Origin of the sequence: Streptomyces sp. NPDC005266, assembly GCF_040607655.1 — a bacterium.
Taxonomy (GTDB): Bacteria; Actinomycetota; Actinomycetes; order Streptomycetales; family Streptomycetaceae; genus Streptomyces.
This window is the reverse complement of record NZ_JBEXHC010000020.1, coordinates 43,198-59,295: the sequence shown is the minus strand read 5'-3', so window position 1 is coordinate 59,295 and position 16,098 is coordinate 43,198. Positions and strand designations below refer to the sequence as shown.

Annotated in this window: 21 protein-coding genes; all 21 read right to left on the bottom strand. The window is 72.1% G+C overall.

Going from position 1 to position 16,098, the window contains the following annotated elements:
* Positions 1–40: 40 nt before the first annotated feature.
* The gene (locus ABZU99_RS27770; protein WP_356047261.1) at positions 41–502 is read right to left on the bottom strand and encodes a hypothetical protein; all 462 of its coding nucleotides are present in this window, start codon (positions 500–502) and stop codon (positions 41–43) included.
* A 58-nt stretch (positions 503–560) separates the two neighbouring features.
* Positions 561–1,133 carry a hypothetical protein gene (locus tag ABZU99_RS27765; RefSeq protein ID WP_356047259.1) on the bottom strand — a complete coding sequence of 191 codons (573 nt, stop codon included), beginning with the start codon at positions 1,131–1,133 and terminating at the stop codon, positions 561–563.
* Positions 1,090–2,019 carry an alpha/beta hydrolase gene (locus ABZU99_RS27760; protein WP_356047257.1) on the bottom strand — a complete coding sequence of 310 codons (930 nt, stop codon included), beginning with the start codon at positions 2,017–2,019 and terminating at the stop codon, positions 1,090–1,092. Before ABZU99_RS27760 ends, ABZU99_RS27765 begins: the two co-directional genes overlap by 44 nt.
* Complete coding sequence (locus ABZU99_RS27755; RefSeq protein WP_356047255.1) at positions 2,016–3,803, bottom strand: TraM recognition domain-containing protein; 1,788 nt, start codon at positions 3,801–3,803, stop codon at positions 2,016–2,018. The genes ABZU99_RS27760 and ABZU99_RS27755 overlap by 4 nt, the downstream gene beginning before the upstream one ends.
* A gap of 33 nt (positions 3,804–3,836) precedes the next feature.
* Positions 3,837–4,610: a DUF317 domain-containing protein gene (locus ABZU99_RS27750; protein WP_356047253.1), complete on the bottom strand. Its 774-nt coding sequence runs from the start codon at positions 4,608–4,610 to the stop codon at positions 3,837–3,839.
* A 2-nt stretch (positions 4,611–4,612) separates the two neighbouring features.
* A complete protein-coding gene (locus ABZU99_RS27745; protein ID WP_356047252.1) occupies positions 4,613–5,161 on the bottom strand; it encodes a hypothetical protein in 549 nt (182 codons plus the stop codon).
* Between the two features lie 50 nt (positions 5,162–5,211).
* The gene (locus tag ABZU99_RS27740; RefSeq protein WP_356047250.1) at positions 5,212–6,051 is read right to left on the bottom strand and encodes a DUF317 domain-containing protein; all 840 of its coding nucleotides are present in this window, start codon (positions 6,049–6,051) and stop codon (positions 5,212–5,214) included.
* Entirely contained in the window at positions 6,042–6,398 is a 357-nt protein-coding gene (locus ABZU99_RS27735; protein ID WP_356047248.1) for a hypothetical protein, read from the bottom strand. Before ABZU99_RS27735 ends, ABZU99_RS27740 begins: the two co-directional genes overlap by 10 nt.
* A gap of 30 nt (positions 6,399–6,428) precedes the next feature.
* A complete protein-coding gene (locus ABZU99_RS27730; protein ID WP_356047246.1) occupies positions 6,429–7,232 on the bottom strand; it encodes a DUF317 domain-containing protein in 804 nt (267 codons plus the stop codon).
* On the bottom strand, positions 7,229–7,612 hold the full coding sequence (locus ABZU99_RS27725) for a hypothetical protein (RefSeq protein ID WP_356047244.1): 384 nt from the start codon (positions 7,610–7,612) through the stop codon (positions 7,229–7,231). The genes ABZU99_RS27730 and ABZU99_RS27725 overlap by 4 nt, the downstream gene beginning before the upstream one ends.
* A gap of 283 nt (positions 7,613–7,895) precedes the next feature.
* On the bottom strand, positions 7,896–8,303 hold the full coding sequence (locus ABZU99_RS27720) for a hypothetical protein (RefSeq protein ID WP_356047242.1): 408 nt from the start codon (positions 8,301–8,303) through the stop codon (positions 7,896–7,898).
* Between the two features lie 15 nt (positions 8,304–8,318).
* On the bottom strand, positions 8,319–8,975 hold the full coding sequence (locus ABZU99_RS27715) for a hypothetical protein (RefSeq protein WP_356047240.1): 657 nt from the start codon (positions 8,973–8,975) through the stop codon (positions 8,319–8,321).
* A complete protein-coding gene (locus tag ABZU99_RS27710) occupies positions 8,972–9,721 on the bottom strand; it encodes a hypothetical protein (protein WP_356047238.1) in 750 nt (249 codons plus the stop codon). Before ABZU99_RS27710 ends, ABZU99_RS27715 begins: the two co-directional genes overlap by 4 nt.
* 22 nt (positions 9,722–9,743) lie before the next feature.
* Complete coding sequence (locus ABZU99_RS27705) at positions 9,744–10,442, bottom strand: hypothetical protein (protein ID WP_356047236.1); 699 nt, start codon at positions 10,440–10,442, stop codon at positions 9,744–9,746.
* 12 nt (positions 10,443–10,454) lie between these two features.
* Positions 10,455–11,312, bottom strand: a complete 858-nt coding sequence (locus ABZU99_RS27700) for a relaxase/mobilization nuclease (protein WP_356047234.1) — start codon at positions 11,310–11,312, stop codon at positions 10,455–10,457.
* Positions 11,309–12,085 (bottom strand): hypothetical protein, encoded by a 777-nt coding sequence (locus tag ABZU99_RS27695; RefSeq protein WP_356047232.1) that lies wholly within the window; start codon positions 12,083–12,085, stop codon positions 11,309–11,311. The genes ABZU99_RS27700 and ABZU99_RS27695 overlap by 4 nt, the downstream gene beginning before the upstream one ends.
* Positions 12,082–12,507 (bottom strand): hypothetical protein, encoded by a 426-nt coding sequence (locus ABZU99_RS27690; protein ID WP_356047230.1) that lies wholly within the window; start codon positions 12,505–12,507, stop codon positions 12,082–12,084. Before ABZU99_RS27690 ends, ABZU99_RS27695 begins: the two co-directional genes overlap by 4 nt.
* 100 nt (positions 12,508–12,607) lie before the next feature.
* A complete protein-coding gene (locus tag ABZU99_RS27685) occupies positions 12,608–13,105 on the bottom strand; it encodes a hypothetical protein (RefSeq protein WP_356047228.1) in 498 nt (165 codons plus the stop codon).
* A 38-nt stretch (positions 13,106–13,143) separates the two neighbouring features.
* Entirely contained in the window at positions 13,144–14,415 is a 1,272-nt protein-coding gene (locus ABZU99_RS27680; RefSeq protein ID WP_356047226.1) for an MFS transporter, read from the bottom strand.
* 28 nt (positions 14,416–14,443) lie between these two features.
* Positions 14,444–15,631 carry a hypothetical protein gene (locus ABZU99_RS27675; protein ID WP_356047225.1) on the bottom strand — a complete coding sequence of 396 codons (1,188 nt, stop codon included), beginning with the start codon at positions 15,629–15,631 and terminating at the stop codon, positions 14,444–14,446.
* Positions 15,628–16,086 (bottom strand): hypothetical protein, encoded by a 459-nt coding sequence (locus tag ABZU99_RS27670; RefSeq protein WP_356047223.1) that lies wholly within the window; start codon positions 16,084–16,086, stop codon positions 15,628–15,630. Before ABZU99_RS27670 ends, ABZU99_RS27675 begins: the two co-directional genes overlap by 4 nt.
* Between the last annotated feature and the right edge of the window lie 12 nt (positions 16,087–16,098).

Here is a 16,098-nt window from a genome sequence, read left to right as displayed (position 1 = left end):
GGGTGAATGGGCAATCCTTGGGCGGAGCGTGGAGGCCGGGTCAGCGGGCGCGGGCTCGGGAGATGTCCGGTTGCGGGACGGGCAGGAGCGCGGGCACGAAGGAGCGCCGTGCGGCGAGGGCGCCGGTGACCGCAGCGGTGTAGTGGGGCAGGACGCGGTCGGTGATCCGCCAGGCGGCGCGGGCCGGATCGAGAGGGCCGGGGACGGTCGGCGGCGCGGGGATGCGGTCGGTGATGCCCTCGTGCAGCCCTTGGGGGATCACAGGGCAGACCAGGACCCGGCCTCGCCGGTGCTCGACGAGGTGCAGCTCCAGGTCGTCGTGCCGCCGCAGGGTGATTCCGTGGCTGCGGAAGGCGATGGCCGGCCTGGCGTCCAGCGGCGTCCACACGCGGCATGTGTCAGTGAACTGGTCGGCGGCGCGGGTGTACTGGCGGTAGAGGGCCGTCCAGGTGCCGGGCAGACGGTCGGCGAGCTGGAGGGCGAACAGGTGGAAGGGGTGCAAGAGGTGTCCTCGGCGGGAGAGAAGGTCAGCGTGTCCAGCTGGCGGCGTCGGGGCAGCGTCAACGCCGTACGCGGGGAGTGCGGGACGCTGAGGGGGCTGTGGTGGGGCCGGTCGTCCGCTGAACAGGCTTCGCTTGTTCTTGTGTGGCGGCGAGGTCGCGGGTGATGCCGGTGGCGACGTAATGGCACCCGATCGCGCTCAGGTCGAGCTGGTGGGCGGCATCGGCGAGGTGGCCGGTCATACGCGGTATGGCCTCGGCGTGGCGAGCGGTGCGTACCGCCTCGTCGTCTGCCGGGTAGCCGACGAACGGCGCGCCTTCGTACGGGTTGGCGTACAGCGCGCTGGCGAGGTCGTTGCCGGCCAGGGAGGAAGCGACCACGACCGAGGCCAGGCACTCCAGGCTGGCGCGGCTGCCGGCGATGTGGGCGTACGCGCCGCCGTCGAGCGCGCCCAGGCGTACGAGGGCGGTGGCCATCAGGTCCTGGACCTTGAGCAGGAGCGGGCTGATCCGGCGCAGCGCGTCGGTGCCGGAGGTGTAGGAGAGGTCCCGGACGCGTGCGTGCAGGGCCTCGAACTCGCCTGCCAGGTCACGGAGTTGTTCTGCCTGTTCTGCAAGGTTGAGCGAAGGCAAGGGGTGGTGTGCTCCGGGCGATCGGGTTTGAGATGGAGGCGAAGCGGGAGATTCGGTCGGTGACCAGCTGGGCGTGACGCAGGGGCAATGCGTGGGTGGCGTCCGGGACGATCTCCAGCTGGGCGCTGGGCAGACAGGCGGCGAGACGACCGGTCCGCTCGGGCGGGATGTGGGCGTCGAGGCTTCCGGCCAGAAGGTGGACCCGCCCGCCGAGCTGCTGCAGCGGACCAGGGTCGGGCTGCTGATTGGCGAGGTCGTGCCACAGGGCAGCGAGGTCTCCGGTCGCCATGGTGTGCAGGCCCTGCCGGCACGGCAACGGCAATGCACCGGACGCCAGCTGTGCGGGGGAGTGCAGGGCCCACCGGCTGGTGGTGGGAAGGCACCGCCGGACCGCGTCGAGCAGGTACGGCGCGTGCGTGCACGCGGACGCGAGAAGGTTGCGGCCCAGCGTGAGGATGGACTGGGCCGGGCCGGTGCCCGTGCGGGTGCTGATGCCGGCGTACGGGGGCGAGATCAGCACCAGCCCGCGGATGCGGGGCGCGAGGTGGGGGTGGCGCGCGACCAGGCGCATGAGCGTCATCGCCCCCAGGGAGTGGCCGGCGAGCACGAGCGGTCCCCGTGGCGCTGTCGTCTCAAGCACCTGGGCGAGGTCGTCGGCCAGTTGGTTGAGGCTCAGGGCGGCGGTGCCGCGGGTGGAGTAGCCGTGCGCGCGCTGGTCGTAGCGCACGACGCGCATCCCCTCACGGAGCAGGAGCGGTACGTGCGCGCGCCACAGGGCAGCGGTGACCGAGAGCCCGTGCACGAGGACTGCCGTGACGGGTGCTTGGGCGGGACCGTCGATGTAGGTGGCGAGCCGGGCACCATCGGGGAGTCGTATCGATCTCATGCTGCGGTCCCGAAGTCGGTCTGCCGCGGCGTGTGCTTGGCGACCGCCCGCTTGGTGATGCCGTCGGAGGCCCGCTTGGATGCGGCGGAGAGTTCGTCGGCGCCGGGCTCCAGGTACCACGGGCGCAGGTCGAGCATCGCGGCGCGCATGCCGGTGGCGAAGCAGAGAGCGGTGCCCTTGGGCAGGGCGCGGATCGCGTCGGCCGGCAGGATCCGCTCCTGCCGCATCGACACGGAGGTCGACTTGCCGGACTCGGAATGTGAGGTGGACGTCGTCTCGACGTCATGGTCGCCGATCAGCCGGGACAGCTTGTCGGCGAAGTCCGGGTCGTCGATGCCGGAGCCGATCACCTTCACCGTGGACGCTGACCACATGGCGTCCATGCCCGCGTCCCCCCAGACCTTCTGGCCCTGGCGGTAGGACTGCAGGATCGTGATCGGGATGATCCCGCGTGACCCGAGATGCGAGTACAGGTCCGGAAGGTCCGAAATTTTGCAGACGTTGGCGGCCTCGTCGAGGATCGCGAGCATCGGCGGGTCGAGCCGCCCGCCGGCTCGCTCGGCCTGCGCGGTCGCGGCGCGCATCACCGAGTCCGCGCACGCGGCGATCAGCGCGCTGGCGCCGCCTCCGCCGTCCTTGCTCAAGAGGAAGAGCGTGTCGGTGGAGGTGACGAACTCGGCCGGACGGAACTCGGGCACGTCCTTCTGCGGGGTGACCCAGGCGGCGATCTCGCTGTTCAGCAGCGCGGCGGCGTACTGGCGGGCGGTCTCGTAGATGCCATCGCGCGTCTCCGGCGGTCCCTCGACCGTGCCCTTGAGCTGGGCGGCGACGGCGGCGAAGTCGTGGTCGCGGAGGATGTCGAGCGGAGTGCGGTCGGCGGGGAAGGCGAGCCACTGCATGACGTCGGTGATCGGCCGCTCGTCGAGGGCTGCGGCCAGGAACAACTGGGACAGGATGTTGGATCCGGCCTTGGACCAGAAGTCCCCCTGCTGGCTCGCGTCCACCGAGGCGGCGAGGAAGTGGCCGGCCAACCGCCCGGCGCCGTCCAGGGTTTTGGCGTCCGCCAACGGGTTCCACCACATCTCGCGTGCTGCGTGCGCGATCTGCTGCGGATCCATCGACCACACCTGACCGACGCGTGCGCAGGCGTCGTAGGTGGCGGTGAACGCATCACCCGCAGCCTTGTTCGAGGTCAGCAGAACCGGGCCGGGCGCGGCGAGTACGGAGGGGATGGCGAGCGAGGTGGTCTTGCCCGAGCGCGGCGCCATGATGGCGACGGCCACATCCTCGTAGCCCATGCGCACCTCGTGCTTGGTGCCCTGCAGGTTGCCGAGCAGGATGCCGGTGTCGCGGGCCTCGATGTGCTTGGCGTCCTTCAGGCTCGGGCGCAGGGAGCGGGCCTTGGCGGTGATCGCCTTGGCCATCAGCGGTTCGATGTCCCGGGCCTTGGCCATGCCGGTGATCTTCTTCCGGCCGCCGCCGCGGCTCTTGTGCCGCGCCCACAGGACGCCGGTCACGGCACCGAGCGCGAGCAGGGCCGCGACCGGGACGATCCGAGCGCCGACAAGCAGGGACGTTTCTCCGAACTGGGGCCAGAGCTGGTCAGGATGGAGCAGGGCGGCGGTCGGCTGGTAGGGCGCCCAGTGGTCGGCGGTCAGCCATGCGGTGATGTTGCCAGACAGCCAGGCGAGATGGGACAGCGGGACGACGACGCCGAGCACTCCGAGGAGGAGGCGCAGGACGATGTCGTACCCGTCGGAGGAACGGTTGGAGGAGGGTGGCAAAGGGCTACGTGCTTCCGGGCGGGGACGAAGGGGTTAGCGGCTGCGGGTGTTCTTGGCCGGTGACCGTCGAAGGGGACTCGGATTCGCCGGCGTGCTGGCGCGGCGCGCGGCGAGGGCGTGGACGCGTTCTTCCAGGGCGGAGGCGACCTGCGCGGCGGGGACTTCCCGCCGCGTGACGGTGATGAGATCCGGGTCCCGGGTGGGGAGGTTGACGACGGTGGCCGTACGCAGCACCGGGCTGGGGTCGGTCAGTGCTGCGGTGAACGCGGTGATCAGGTGGGGCGGCGTGTGCTCGCCGAATCGGGCCTGCCACAGAGGAGGGCCGGTGCGATCGAGGGCGGCACCGACCCACCAGCAGCCGGTGGTCTCGTTGACCTCGACGCGGACCGTGCCGTCGGCCGAGGCGAGCCGGTTGTGGCTGTAGGCCGGTGACCAGCCGGATTTCTGGAGCGGTTCCAGCGGGTCCCAGTCGTCTGCAGGATCGGCGGCGGGACTGGTGAGGGTGTCGGTGAAAGCGGCGATGAGTTCGACCGGGGTGCGGGCACCGAAGCTCGCGTACCAGGCGGGCCGGTCCGGCTGCTGGGCATGATGGAGCGTCCACCACTGGCCGTCCGGGTCGGGCTCGAGCCGGAGGAGGGCCCTCTGGTCGGGGCTGGAGAGGATGACGCGCGGCATCAGTGGGTCGTGGCCGTAGCTCCAGCCGCAGGCCCGATGGAGAGGGACGGTGACCCAGGAGGGATCTCCGCCTCCGGCCAGGTGGCGCGGGGCGACGAAGTTGACATCGACGATCTCGGGGGGCTTCGGCATGGTCACCTCCGCACCGTGCTGGCCTGGCCGGACGCGGGGACCGTGGTCGCCGTCGGTGGCGGGGCCAGAGTCGAGGGAGCGTGGCGGGCAGCTGTGTTGATGTCGAGGACGGCCTGGCCGTGGGAGGCCCAGTCGTTGCGGTAGCTCCAGGCTTCGGCGTGGTACTCGGCGAGGGCGTCGTCGTACGCCGGGATTCCGGGGCAGGCGTCGGCAGCGAGGCTGTCGCGCGTCTGCCGCCATTCCTCATGCAGTACATCCAGGCGATCGAGCGCATCCTGCAGGACGCCCAGCTGCCATACCCAGCGGCTCTGTACCGCGTGGGAGGGGAGTTGGGCGAGCTGCGTCTCGGCGGTGGCCAGCAGGTGGCGGGCGCCGGCGTGGACGGCTTCGAACGCAGCGGCCGTATCGGCGTCGCGCTGGCTCTGGCGCAGGCCGTAGGCGTGGTCGTCGTACGGCCAGCCGTCGAGGCCGGTGTGCTCGTCGGAGTACGCGTCCCAGGCGTCGAGGATCTTCTTGCTGTCGCGGATGAAGGCGTCGAGGTGACGCAGCACCTCGCGATGTGCGGCGGGGTCGAGGGGAATGGTGGGGTGTCCTATCGGGATCAGCGGCGAGCGGTGGAACGGGTGCTGTTTTCCTTCGCCGGGGGCGTCACGGCCTCTGGCCGGCGCCGCACGCCGCGGGCCTGCCTGCGGATGCCGGCGAGGCGGGCGGCGTGGGCCTCGACGACCTGCTCCGGGGTGAGCGGGCTCGGCTTCTGAACGGCGCCGTGGGCGGTGCGGTCGTACATGCCGCGCTGGAGCGGGGCGCGGTCAGCGAGCGTGGTGATGAAGGCGGTCACGAGGTGCTCCGGTGTGTTGCCGTCGAACCAGGCGTGCCAGATCCGGGGGCCCGCAGCGGAGGATCCGGGGTGGTCCCGGACCTCGATGTGCCAGGACGTACGGTCTGGTTCGCGCCACGGCACGGTGCCGTCATCCTTCTCCGGCCGGCGCTCCACCCTGCACCCCGGTGGATCGGAGACGGCGGCCCCGCGGCCGTCGATGAGCCAGCCGGCAGCTTCCAGCGACGGCAGGGGGTTGCCCGGCTCGGCGGGTGCAGGTGCGACGAGGGCGTCGGTGAGGCCGGCGAGGACCTCGGCGGGGACGAGTTCGCCGAACTCGGCGTACCAGCCCGGCTCGCTGCCGGTGGGCTCGGCCCGCAGCCGCCACCACGCGGAGGTGGCGGACTGCGGGTCGAACTGCAGGCTGTGACGGTGATCGGGGCTGCGCAGGACGATCTCGGCGCTGAGCGGGTCGGAGGTGGGTCTCCATCCGGCGGCGGCCAGGCCGTGGGTGACGTGGCGGGCGTCTCCGGGGCCGGCGAGGTGGCGGGGGCTGGTGTCGAACGGGATCCGCCAGGCGTGCTTGTCGGCGAAGGCGGCGAGCTGCCGTTCGCTCAGCGGCACGAGCCGCACTCCGGCTCGGTGGCGACGGCGCTGCCGTACAGGCCCCGGAGGCCGTCCAGGACGTAGTGGAGGGTGTGCTGGTCTGCCTGCTCCCATGCGGCGGTTCGCAGGTCCGTGATCAGGAGGCCGACCTCAACGGTGCGCGGGGTGTCCGGATGGTCCTGCACGGCGCGGGCGAGGGCGCGCAAGGTGTCGGCGAGCTGGACGGGCAGGCCCGTGTACTCATCGAGCAGAGGCTCGACGAGGGCGAGCGCCTCTTCGGGGTCGGGGCTCTCACGCAGGTAGTCGGTAAGAAGGGACAGGGTCTCGGTCGCCGTGCGGATCGTGTCCGGGGTGAGTGCGGGCATCAAGCTCCTCGGTTCGTGGGGTGTGGGTGATCAGCGGTAGGTGCGGGCGCCACCAGTGTTGGCGTGGGGGCGGGCCGTGGTGCGGGGCCGGCTGCTGCGGGCGGTGTTGCGAGCCCAGGTGGCGGCGCGGGCGGCGGTGATCCGGGCCTGCTGCCAGGCGCTGAGCTGGGAGGGCAGGACGGACACGGACGTGGTGCGGATCTGGGCGCTGTGTGGAACCCGTCCCAGCGGGCGCATCACGGGTTCGGGGCTGGCGAGCGCGGTCGAGAAGGCTTCCACCAGGTGCATCGGGGTGCTGGGGGCGAACTGGGCTGTCCAGCCGTTGCCTTGTTTGTCCTTCGCCCCGGACCACCACATCGCCTCGCCGTCGGGGCCCTGGTGGAACTGCATCCAGGCGCTGCCGTCGGGGCTGGTCGCGGTCACGTGCTCGGCGTTGGGCGGACGGTCCCACCCCTGCTCGCGCAAAGGTGCCCACACGTTGGGGGCGTGCGCGGAGCGGGGGCGGGTGAGGGCGTCGGTGAGACCGGCGACGATCTCCACCGGTGTTTGCCGCCCGAGGACTGCCCACCACTGCTCTTGGTGACCGCTCGCGGCACCGTGGATGGTCCACCCTCCGGGCAGTACGAAGGGGTCGTAGGTGATACGGACCGCGCGGTCCGGGCTTTCCATGGCGAGACGACCGCCGACCTTGGACTTGTCCCGCCAACCCGAAGCGCGCAGGTACTCGGAGACGTGCCGGAGGTCACCGCCGCCGGCGAGGACGCGGGGCTCGACGAGGTAGTGCTGCTGAGCCTGCTCGCCCGCCCCCCAGCCCTGCCACTGCTTCCTCTTCACCGGCGCCGCCGGACGACGAGTGGAGCAGGGGCCGGCGGCTTCGCCGGTGCGGTCTCGGGCCGGTTGCTGGCGTGCTGGAGGATCTCTCGGTGTTCGTCCAGGTCCCCGCCGATGGCGTCGAGCTCGTTCGTGGCCCGCCCCAGGGCGAGCCACACCTCGGCGGGCAGGGCGCCGCGTTCGGCCTGGACCTTGGCGAACATGCTGCTGACGGAGACGAGGTGGGTGACGCCGGCGAGGACACCGTCCGCAGGGTCGACAACGCGTGCGATGACCTGCGTTGCTTCATGCGGGGGGAGTGTCGCGAGGTGGTCGCCGAGATGGCCGAGCTGGCGGGCGATCTCGTCGGCCAGCCGCACCGGGGACGGGTTGGAGTGGGGCATGCTCCTCCAGGGCGGGGGGTCGGTATCAGTGGTGGTGGCGGTGGCCGATACGCCGGGCTTCGCCGAGGACGGCTTCGGGGCGGCCAGGTGCTGGCGGGGAGGGGCGGTGGGGGCTGGTGGTGATGCAGGCGCGTAGGTAGCGGCGGAACAGGGCGGTGGCGAGGCGGGGTGTGAGGCGGTGGCTGATCGGCGGGGGCTTGCGGGGTGCTACGGGGTTCTCCGGTGAGGCTGTCGGTGCGGGGCGGGCGGCCCCGAGCAGGGAGCCGGGGCCGCCCGACGGGCGTTACGGGGTACGCCGGGACGGTGTGGGGCGCGAGGAGGAGGCAGTCGGCGGCGGCTGCCGTCTGACACTGCGTGGCCTGTTGGCGCCGATCTCGCGCGCGGCCTGCTGGAGGGCCGGTTCATCGAGCAGGTCGGGGTCGATGTTGACCTTGTATCCGGCCATCAGCAGCGTCGGAATCGCCCGGTTCGCCAGGCGCTTCTGCTCCTCGGCATCGAGGTGCTCGGGCACGGTGTGCCAGATGTACAGGGGGGTGCCGACGGGGTACTCGTGGCGTTCCATCCCGAGCTGTTCCAGCAGGTCGTGGAGCTTGGCCGGGGCGCCGGTGGGAGTGGCGGCGTGGATGGTGGTGGTCAACGCTTTGACGTATATCTCGACGTCGGTGCCGTAATCATCGGCACGATTACCCATGGGCGGTTCTCCAGTTCATCGGCGTCGGGGTGCGGGGGCGGACGGTTGCCTCGCGGGGCTCGGCGGCGGTGTTGTGGCTGTCGACCGCTCGGGAGCCCGCGCGGCGTGATTGCGGGCGGCGAGGATCCGGTGGGCGGCGTGCGAGAGCGCGTTGGCCGTGGTGCCGAGGTCGGCGACGGGGTCGGGGTCTGCGCTCTCGGAATCTGGGGCAGGGGACAAGGCGATCCAGGCCCTGACCAAAACGTCCCGGGTGAGCGGCAGCAGGCCGCCGGCTGGCCCGGCGATCTCGGTCAGGACCTCGGCGACCTCGGTGCTGCTCTCAGCGCGGGAGGCCCGCTCGGCGAGCTGGGCGAGGTAGCGCAGAGCCGCGTCGCGTTCGCCGTTCGGCGCGGTCAGCGCGTTCAGGGCGGGGTCGAGGTGGACGCTGTGACCGGCGCAGAGCAGGGCGTGCGATGCCGCGGTGGCCTTCAGCCGCTGCTGCTCGATCGGGAGGCCGTGGGGAAGACGGTGGTAGTCCCCGCGGGGGCCGGGAGCGGTCAGGAAGCCACCGGTGCGCTGGAGGATGTCCGCCGCCCGCTCGGTCCCGCCGATGGCGACGACCAGCCCGGTGCGTGAATCCTTGGTGATGGTGACGTACTCCAGCACCAGGAAGTCGGGCTCCCCTGGCTTCATCGAGCCCTGGTGGTCGGCGTTCGTGTGGCGGCCGGAGCCGGCGGCAGGACGGCGCTGGGGGCGGTCCGAGCTGCGGGGTGCTGGAGCGCCGTGCCGATGCCGAGCGCGTCGAGCTGCGGGCCGAGCGCGCGCAGGGCGCGGGCCTGGGCCCTGGTGTCGTCTGCGCCGAGGCGGTAGATACCGGTCTGCGGATCTTGGATGAAGCCGTGAGCCACCAGGACGGCGCCGGCTGCGTCACCGACGGGCGCGGCGGCGACGCTGCCGTCCTGCTGCCAGGTCAGGACGACCCGATCAGGCTGGGACGGCTGGATGCCGCCCAGGGCGTTGTGCCGGACCTGGGCGAGTGCGGCTTCGTAGCGGGCGAGCAGGTCGCCGGCGACCTGCTCGGCGCCCAGGAACGGATCGTCCGCGAGCGCGATGCCGTTGGGCTCGGGTACGGCGCGGTACGCCTCGTTGGGCAGTGCGCGCGGGGCGACGGCGGCAACGAGGAATCCGTCGCGTTCGTCGTGCCGTTCCAGGACGACGAGCTGGGCTCCGTCCGGGCGGCTCAGGACGGCGGCCTGCTGGAGTGGGTGCTCAGCGAGTGACGCGGCGACGAGGTCCAGGTCCCAGATGCGGTCAGCCAGTTCGGCGAGGTCGTCCTTGTGCTCGGGAGGGTGGTAGGAGCTGGTCCAGGTGCCCGGGAGTTCGCCGGCGAGGACGTCGGCGTACGAGGCGAGGCGCTCGGAGTTGGCGTGATCGTGCATGGTGTCCTTGGGCGAGGTGGGGTCAGCGGCGCAGGCCGGCGGCCACGGGAGGCGGTGGCGGGGCCGGCGCGGTGCGCGGCGGGGGCGGGCAGGCGCAGACGGCGGAGCGCTCGCGTTCGGTGGCGGGGACCTCTTCGGCGCAGATGCTGCGGCCGGGGTGCGGGGCGTGCCGGTCGGCGAGGGCGTTACGGGTGTCGGAGAGGTCGCTGCGGATGGCTCGAAGACGCTCGTCGGCGAGGTAGCGCAGACGGCGGGCGATGTGCGGGTCGGCCGCGTCGCCAAGGCCGTCGTGGAACTCGGCGGTAGCGATGAGGACTTCCTCGAGTGCGGCGAGGACGCCGTCGTGGGAGGCGGTCAGTTCGGTGAGTACGCCGGCCGCATCCCAGGTGGTGGTGGCTTCGCGGATGCGCTGGGCGAGATGGGCGACGGTGGCGCCCAGCGGCAGATCGTGGACCGGCCGGCGGTCGGTGTCGAAGTCCTCGTCGCAGTCGACGTGGTATCCGACGGCCCGAAGCCGGGCGACGGCTTCGATCCCGAGGCGGGTGTGGTCGCCCTCGACGAGGTTGGTGGGGGCGCGGTGGTAGGTCTCGTGGACGCGGACCACCGGGACGAAGCCCGTACGCTGTAGGACGCTGTGGGCCTCGGGGTCTCCGCCGCGGGCGAGGACCTCCTCGGAGTGCGGGTCGCGGCGGACGGTCACGAATCGGGCGGCCGGGGGCAAGGGACGTTTCTCCTACGGTGATCGACGTGAAGGTGCCGTGATGGCGGGCGGTGCCGGGAAGCCTGTGCGCGGCCGGGTGGGTGCGTTCAGGTGGGTCGCGGCGGTGTCGAGGTCCTGCTGGATGCCGTAGAGGCGGCGGGCGATCAGTTCCAGGCGATGCGCCGTGTCGGCACCGGCGGCTCCCGGCTGGCGGGCGGCCTGGTGGGCGGTGTGCTCGATGAGTCCGCGCACCGTGGCCAAGGGGCCGGTCCGCTCGTCAGCGAGCTGCGAGATGATGACCGCGAGCTGGGCTGATGCTGTCGGAGCGGGCCGGGCGATGGTCTGCGGCCGGGAAGTGCTGCGTACGGGGATCAGGCGCAGGTCCTTCTCGATGCGGCGGGCCTCATCCGAGAGGCACCGCAGGACCTCGGCAGGTGGCGTGTGCCAGGAGCCGTCGAGCCGGATCAGGTTGGCGATCAGGTCGAGGCGTCCGGGCTGGGCCTGGACGGCGATCCAGCGGCAGCCGTTCGCCTCGCCGGGGACCTCGATTCCCGCGGCGCGGGCCAGCCGGTGAGCGGCCTCGGCCCATTCGGGGCCGGACAGCTCACGGTCGTCTGGGTGCAGCCGGACGTCGAGGTGGAAGATCGCCCGGCGGTCACCGTGCGGGCTCGTGACGAAAGGCTCCTCCAGCAGCGGGTCTTCCAGGTGCTCGGCCCACTGCGTGGCGGTCCACGGAGCCTGCTCGTCGTCCAGGGTGTAGGAGCCGAGCCCCGGCCAGTAGGCCACGACGGTGACCTCCGGTATCCCGCCCCCGGTGGGTACCGGACGCCCCAGCGCTTCGCCGAGCGGTTCGTACGGCCCGTGGGCGCGCAGGTTGGTGCGGGGTATCACGCCGCCGAGCCTCCGAAGGCGCGGGCAGACAGGTGCTGGTGAACGTCCCGGGCGGCGGCGATCAGGGAACGCTCGCGCACCAGATCCGCGTGCACCGTGATGTCGCCCGGTGGCAGAAGATCCAGGGCCCGGTCGATGGCCGCTAGCCCTTCGTCGTAGCGGCCGAGCCTGCGCAGTGTGCCGGCCACCCGGAACAGCACGATCGGATCCGTGCCCGCGGTGCCGAAGGCAGGCTGGGCGCTGAGGGCGAGGAGTCGCTTCGCCCCCTGGTCCAGGCCGTGGCCGAGCCACAATCCGTGCAGCAGAACGTGGAGTGTCTTGGCGTGATCGCCGGCTTCCGCGAGGACCTCGTCCATGAGGGCCAGGCCCTCGGGGCGGGACTGACCGAGCAGTGCGAAGGCGTACAGGGCGCGGCTGTAGCAGTCGAGCTTCGACATCGCGCTGGATGGAAGCTGTTCGACGAACGCCTGAAGGGTGGCACAGCGGAAGTCGTAGCGCAGGGCGCTCAGATACAGATGCCGGTACGTACGGGCGGTGACCGGATCGAGATCGTGGGCGGTGATCTCGCCGGGGTTCAGCAGGCCGAGAACGCTGCGCCCAGCGGCACGGGCGGCCCAGGCCGCATCCGCACATACCTCCGCTGATTCCTGCCAGTCCACGCCGAGTTCGCGCAGCTCCTGTGCCAGCCGGACGGGCCAGAACGGGGCGGCCAGATGGTCGGTGGCACGGGCCCTGGCTTCGCGGAGGACGACGTCGCGGACGGGGAGGGTCACGAGCCGCTCCGGGCGTCGGCGACGTGTACGAGCTGGCCGAGGGCGGTGGTGGAGTACCAGCCGCAGTCGACGATGGCCTCGCCGTCCGTGTACTTCGGCAGGAGGTAGTCCTCCATGGCTCGCAGGTAGATCAGGCAGTCCGGGCAGCGGCGGGAGAGGTGCACGAGGTAGCGGGGGTGGGCGGTGATGTACGTCTGTGCTCCACCTGTGGCGTCGCGTAGCCGCCACCCGTCTTCGTCGGTGGGGGTGTGCCAGGACGGGGCGACGATACGCATGGCGTCTCCCCAGAGTTCTCCGCCGGCGGCCCCTTTCAGGACGACGACCGTGTCGCCGGCCTGGAAGTGGGCGTGGGTGATGTCCCTGTCCGGGGTGAGTGGGTCGGGGGTCGGAGTGAAGACCGGAGCGGATGGGGGCTGGGACATGGGGTTCCTTCCACGCGAGGCGGGTGGCGGTGGGAGGAACAATGGTCCGGAGGATCGCCGGTTTGGCTAACCGGCGATCCTCGGCTATGTTCCGCCGCCGTCAGCGGAACGGGTTCTCTGTCCCGCGGTCGTCCTCGCCGGCTGCGTCCAGGAGTTCGAGCAGGTCGGAGCCCTCCGCATCACGCTGGTCGATCCACCATCCGGCGCGGGTGATGGAGCGCGCCTTCTCCTCCAGCTCCGCCCAGTCCGCCTCGTCCCAGGAGCCCTCGACGACCAGTGAGGTGTGCGCGGAGGTCATCAGCTGGTGCCGGGACCGCTCGCCCCAGGCCAGGGCCTTCTCCGGGCCCTCCAACTGCGGCATGTCGAACTGCTTCGCCCACTCGACGGCAGCCTGCTGCTCCTCGGCGCGCTTGGCGGCGAGCCACCCCTCCTTGGACTCCGTGTCGGCATCGCGAGCTGCCTTCCAGCAGTCGGTGCAGTCCCGCCCGGCGAGCCAGCGGGCGAATCCGGCGCGCTTGTCGGCGGGACGGTTGGACAGGTCATGGACGACCTCGTGGGAGCACGAGTGCTCGACAGTCCACTGCGTACGGACAGCCATAGATAGATCTCCTCAAATGGGTGTGAAGGTCGGGGGGTTCAGAGGGTCTTGTGCCGGCCCCGGGACGGGCGGCGGTGTCGGCCGGCCCGGATGGGGCGGCCAGCGGGGTCGAGGCGGGGGCGGGCGACGAGCAGGACGGTGAGCGCGAACGCGGCGCCGACGGCGGGGAGTGCGGCGCTGGCGAAGGGGTGCTCGGCGAGGCGTCCGGCGAGGGCGGTGCCGGCGGCCTGGCCGGCACCGATGGACAGGATCAGCCACGCGTACGCCTCGCTCGTGCGGGCCGCGGGGGTGAGGGCGTCGGTGGTGACGTAGGCGCAGGCGACCACGACGGTGAGGAAGGCCCCGGGCACGATGACCGCGCAGGCGGCGGCGTACGGCCCCAGGAGGGCGAGGAGTGGGAGCCACCCGGCCAGGAACGCGGCCCCGGCAGTGATCAGCCGGCCGGTCGTGGTGCCGGTCCAGGTGCCACGTCCGTAGACGAGGCCCCCCAGGAAGCTGCCGGTCGAGAAGGCGGCGGGCAGGATCCCGGACAGCATGTCCTCGTCGTGGTGCTCGGCCATGGCGATCGACCACACGTTCATGGATCCGATCGCGAACCCAATGCCGGTGAGAGAGACGAACAGCAGCACCAGGCCGGGGCTGACCAGCCGCCGCCCGGCCCCGCCGTCCGTGCTCGTCGGCTGCGCGGGACGCCAGCGCCGGGAAGGCGGCGCGCTCGCGACGGTGGCGGTGCCGACGAGACCGAGGGCGGCGGTGACGGCGAGCGCGAGGGACGGGCTGCGTGCGGAGGCGAGCGCGGCGGCGAGCAGGGGGCCGACGATGTACAGCAGACCCTGCGTACCGGTGTCGAGGGCGAGCGCCGCGTGCCGCAGCCGGGGATTGGGCAGCACACTCGGCCAGAGCGCCCGAAGCCCCGCCTCCAGGGGCGGCGTGGTCAGTCCGGCTGCGACGACGACCGCCGTGGCGAGCGCCGGACTTCCTTGGGGTCCGACCACAGGCAGGGCCACCAGCAGCACGGAGTTGAGTGCGGCGGCGGGCAGGTGCACGGCGGTCTGTCCGCGGCGGTCCATCAGGCGGCCCTTGACCGGCTGGGACAGTGCGGAGGACAGCCCGTACAGGGCGCTGAGCAGCCCGCCGAAGGCGATGCTGCCTCCGGTCGCGGTGGCCCACAGGAGGATGGCGACCGGCGCCATGCCGTTGGGGAGGCGGCCGGTGAGGGTGCCGCCGAGCAGGCGGGCGACGTACTGGCTGCCCAGCACCGCGCCAAAGGTGATGCGCGGTGCCGGGGCCGGGGGTGCGGTCAGGGACAACGGGTGCTTTCTCTCGGGGGAGCGGTGCCTAGCGGTGGCGGGCGGTGGTGGTGCGCGCTGGCGGCGCGGGTGGGGTGGTGTCCACGGCGGGGCGCGGGCGGACCCGTAGGACGGGGGTGCGGTGCGGCGGTAGAACGGCGACGGTCGCCCCGAGGTCCTCGGCCGCGTCATGCACTTCGCGGGTGAGGAAGTCGATCTGTCGGCCGAGTGCGGTGAGCCGGGCGGCGATCTGCCGGCCCCGGACGGTCTCCAGTGCGCTGGCGAACTGACCTGCGGTCTCCAGGAGTTCCTGAAGGCGGACCATTGGGCCCGCGTGGTAGCCGCGTTGGGTGGCGCCGAGGAGCGCGTTGGACGCGTCACCGGCGTGCTGGGCCTCGATGACGTCCCGGATGAGTTCCTGCAGCGATACCTCGGGGGTGGGTACGGGGCGGTTGAATCCCGAGGCGTCCGCGCGCAGCACGCCGGGCGGGACCGCGGCGGGAAGCGCCTGTCCGGCCTCGTACTCGTGGGCGAAGTGCCCGATCACCTGCCAGCCGGGGGCGTCCGGATCTCCTCTGAGGGCGACCACCGTCGAGTCGTCGTCCTCGATCAGGTGGGCGAGGGTGATGGGCTGCCCGTCAGCGGCGTACCACGACTCGGTCAGCTCCAGCTCGCCTCGCCGCTGCGCGGCCTGGGCCCGCTCAGTCCACGCCTGCTGTTCTTCGTCGGTCAGCGGGGCCTTGTGATGCTGGTGCGGGTTCTGGTCGGCGAGGTTGCCGGCGACGAAGCCATGGTCCGCCCACGCGGCGAGGTGGGGCCACAAGGCCGCATGCTGCCCGCGTTCGGCTGCCGAGCCGGAGGCAGCGGGCCGGTCGAGTGCCCGCCGGATCTCGGCGGCGGAGACGGCGAGGCCGTCCAGCACGGTCCGCCACCCGGTGACATGCCGGGCGGGCGGCAGCTCGTTGAGCGCGCGGCGGGCGGCATCGAGCAGTGCATCGGCATGCGGGGCGAGGTGCGTGGCGTACGCCTCCACGGCGGCCTTGTCGCGGTGGACTCGTGCGGCTGCTGCGGCGCCTTCGTGAACGGTGCGGCCGTAGCGGTCGCGGGTCATGTCGAGCGCGATCTCGGTCTCGCGGGCGATGACGGCCATCCGGAGACGGAAGTCGCGTGCTCGGGTTCCGAGGTCGCCTGCCACGGGCAGCGGGCTTTCGGGGGCCGGGTCGCTTCCGGGCGTCATCGAGATCGCCCGCCACCGGAGGCCGTCAGGTGGACGGTCGGCGCGTAGGTGGGCTTCGGCGGAATCGGCCGGGCCGAGGGGGGCGAGGTGGTGGGCGCCGTGCCGCGCTGTGTCGTGCGGCCGGCGGCGGCCTGGGCGAGACGGCTGCGGCGTTCCAGGAGCCCGTTCGGCAAAGCGGGCCGTGGTGGGCTGGCCGAAGCGGAGGGGTCGAGAGCTATGTCGGCGTGCACGGCGTAGCCCTGGCGCCGTAGATCGTGGACGGCCTGGCGGGTGCGGCGAGGGCCGTCGCGTGCGGGTTCGCTGAGCCTGAACAGCCCGGGTTGGCTGGCGACGGGTTCGAACTCTTCGCGCAGCAAGAACCACTGGGCAAGGTGCGAAGGCATGGAGGAAGTGAAGGAGGCGACGAAGCCGTGTTCCTTGTGGGTGCCGAAGACAAAGTGGGTGCCGGGTTCCAAGAGGGCGGGCAA

Bases quoted from the DNA above. Each gene is read 5' to 3' on its own strand.
- ABZU99_RS27710 (WP_356047238.1), bottom strand. From the start codon at position 9,721: ATGCACGATCACGCCAACTCCGAGCGCCTCGCCTCGTACGCCGACGTC.
- ABZU99_RS27725 (WP_356047244.1), bottom strand. From the start codon at position 7,612: ATGCCCCACTCCAACCCGTCCCCGGTGCGGCTGGCCGACGAGATCGCC.
- ABZU99_RS27685 (WP_356047228.1), bottom strand. From the start codon at position 13,105: ATGGCTGTCCGTACGCAGTGGACTGTCGAGCACTCGTGCTCCCACGAG.
- ABZU99_RS27760 (WP_356047257.1), bottom strand. From the start codon at position 2,019: ATGAGATCGATACGACTCCCCGATGGTGCCCGGCTCGCCACCTACATC.
- ABZU99_RS27690 (WP_356047230.1), bottom strand. From the start codon at position 12,507: ATGTCCCAGCCCCCATCCGCTCCGGTCTTCACTCCGACCCCCGACCCA.
- ABZU99_RS27750 (WP_356047253.1), bottom strand. From the start codon at position 4,610: ATGCCGAAGCCCCCCGAGATCGTCGATGTCAACTTCGTCGCCCCGCGC.
- ABZU99_RS27675 (WP_356047225.1), bottom strand. From the start codon at position 15,631: ATGACGCCCGGAAGCGACCCGGCCCCCGAAAGCCCGCTGCCCGTGGCA.
- ABZU99_RS27720 (WP_356047242.1), bottom strand. From the start codon at position 8,303: ATGGGTAATCGTGCCGATGATTACGGCACCGACGTCGAGATATACGTC.
- ABZU99_RS27735 (WP_356047248.1), bottom strand. From the start codon at position 6,398: ATGCCCGCACTCACCCCGGACACGATCCGCACGGCGACCGAGACCCTG.
- ABZU99_RS27715 (WP_356047240.1), bottom strand. From the start codon at position 8,975: ATGAAGCCAGGGGAGCCCGACTTCCTGGTGCTGGAGTACGTCACCATC.